This is a genomic window from Leisingera sp. ANG-M7 (assembly GCF_000813965.1).
Classification (GTDB): domain Bacteria; phylum Pseudomonadota; class Alphaproteobacteria; order Rhodobacterales; family Rhodobacteraceae; genus Leisingera.
Genome location: NZ_JWLI01000053.1, coordinates 1 through 1,451, shown reverse-complemented (window position 1 = coordinate 1,451; position 1,451 = coordinate 1). Strand labels below are relative to the sequence as shown.

At 61.2% G+C, this 1,451-nt stretch carries 1 protein-coding gene and 1 pseudogene; both read right to left on the bottom strand.

Features of this window, described 5'->3' with window-relative positions:
- A partial coding sequence (locus RA26_RS21940) for a cache domain-containing protein (RefSeq protein WP_152612692.1) occupies window positions 1-1,001 on the bottom strand: 1,001 nt, incomplete at its 3' end.
- A 236-nt stretch (window positions 1,002-1,237) separates the two neighbouring features.
- A pseudogene (locus RA26_RS21935) lies at window positions 1,238-1,451 on the bottom strand (methyl-accepting chemotaxis protein); the annotation flags it as partial.

Genomic DNA, 1,451 nt, shown 5'->3' with positions numbered 1-1,451 from the left:
GCGATCACCTGCTCCACCGTCGCGCTGAGGTTTTGCGCGGTGGTGTTGAAATCCTGGCGCAGCTGTTCGTAATCCTGAGGGAAGGTCTCGGTGATCTGCGCCGTCAAATCGCCCTGCGACAGCGCCGACAGCTTACTGCTGAGCGCCGCCACCACCTTGCTGCGCTTCTCGTTCAGCGCATGCTCCGCGTCTTCCAGCTCCTGCTGCCGGATCAGCGCCTCACGGAAGACATCGACGCTCCGGGCAATCTCGCCCAGTTCGCTGCGCGCCTCTGCCGAGGGGATTTCGCTGCTGGTGTCTCCATCGGCCATCGTCTGCATCCGGTTCTTCAGACCGGTCAGCGGGCCGGTTACGCTGCGGGTGATGAAATAGGCGGCAACCATCAGCGCCACCAGGCTGATACCCAGAACGATCAGCGCCTCATTGCGCATCTTTGCAACGTCGGCCTCGATGTCCGACACATAGGCGCCAGTGCCAATGATCCAGCCCCAGGGTTTATAGGCCTGCACATAGCCGATCTTGGCTTCCATCACCTCCGAATCGGGTTTCTTGAAGAAATAGGTCAGCTCCCCTGCCCCCTTGGCGGCAGCGATCTTCTCCAGCTCCTGGAACACCTTGATGCCGGTCACATCCTCATAAGCGCCTTGGTTGGTGCCAACCCAGTCCGGCACAACCGGGTGTGCTTGGACCACCAGATCGTGATCGAAAACAAAGACATACCCCGAATCGCCAAAGCGCAGCGCGGTCAGGCGCTCGCGGCCGATGTCACGGGCCTCCTGTTCCGTGAACCGGCCGGACTGAACCCCTTCCTCCAGGTCGTGCAGCAGGCTGACGGCCGTGTCGGTGACGTTGTGCAGCTCGGTATAGCGCATCTCATAAGCGTTTTTAACGGACTGCGAGAGCAGCAGGAAAGTCAGCAGCGCCATCAGCGACAGCGCAAGCGCCGAAAGCGCGTAGATGCGGACAGGCAAGCGGTAGAGAAAAGCGGGTATTCTGGACATGTAATCAGAGCCTTCATTGCAGGTCTATTGCCTGCCTGTTTAAGCCGCAGTTTCTAACAAACCCCTACCCTGCAAAGCGCTGCCTGCGCTTTCACGCCGTATTGCCGGAGTTTCTCGCCGCATTTTGATTGAACCGCTTTCAATCTGCCGGCCAGCGCCCAGCCCGCCTGCTACAAGATGAAAACGCCCGGGGAATTTTCCCCGGGCGTTTTTGTCTTTACGTCTTCGCGGACCAGTCAGAAATCCTGCCATAGGTCGCGGGCGGCGTTGCCATCTGATGGTGCCACTGCGGCCAGTTGCGGCGCGGGCTGCATGTCCCAGTCATCGCTGCCATGGGCAGTTGGTGCCAGGGCCGGAGCAGCGGCGGGTTTCGCCGGGGCTGCCGGGGCCGCCGTGGAACAGCCGCCTGCGGTCTTGAAGTGGGCCACCAGGTCGGCCAGCTTGCCTGCG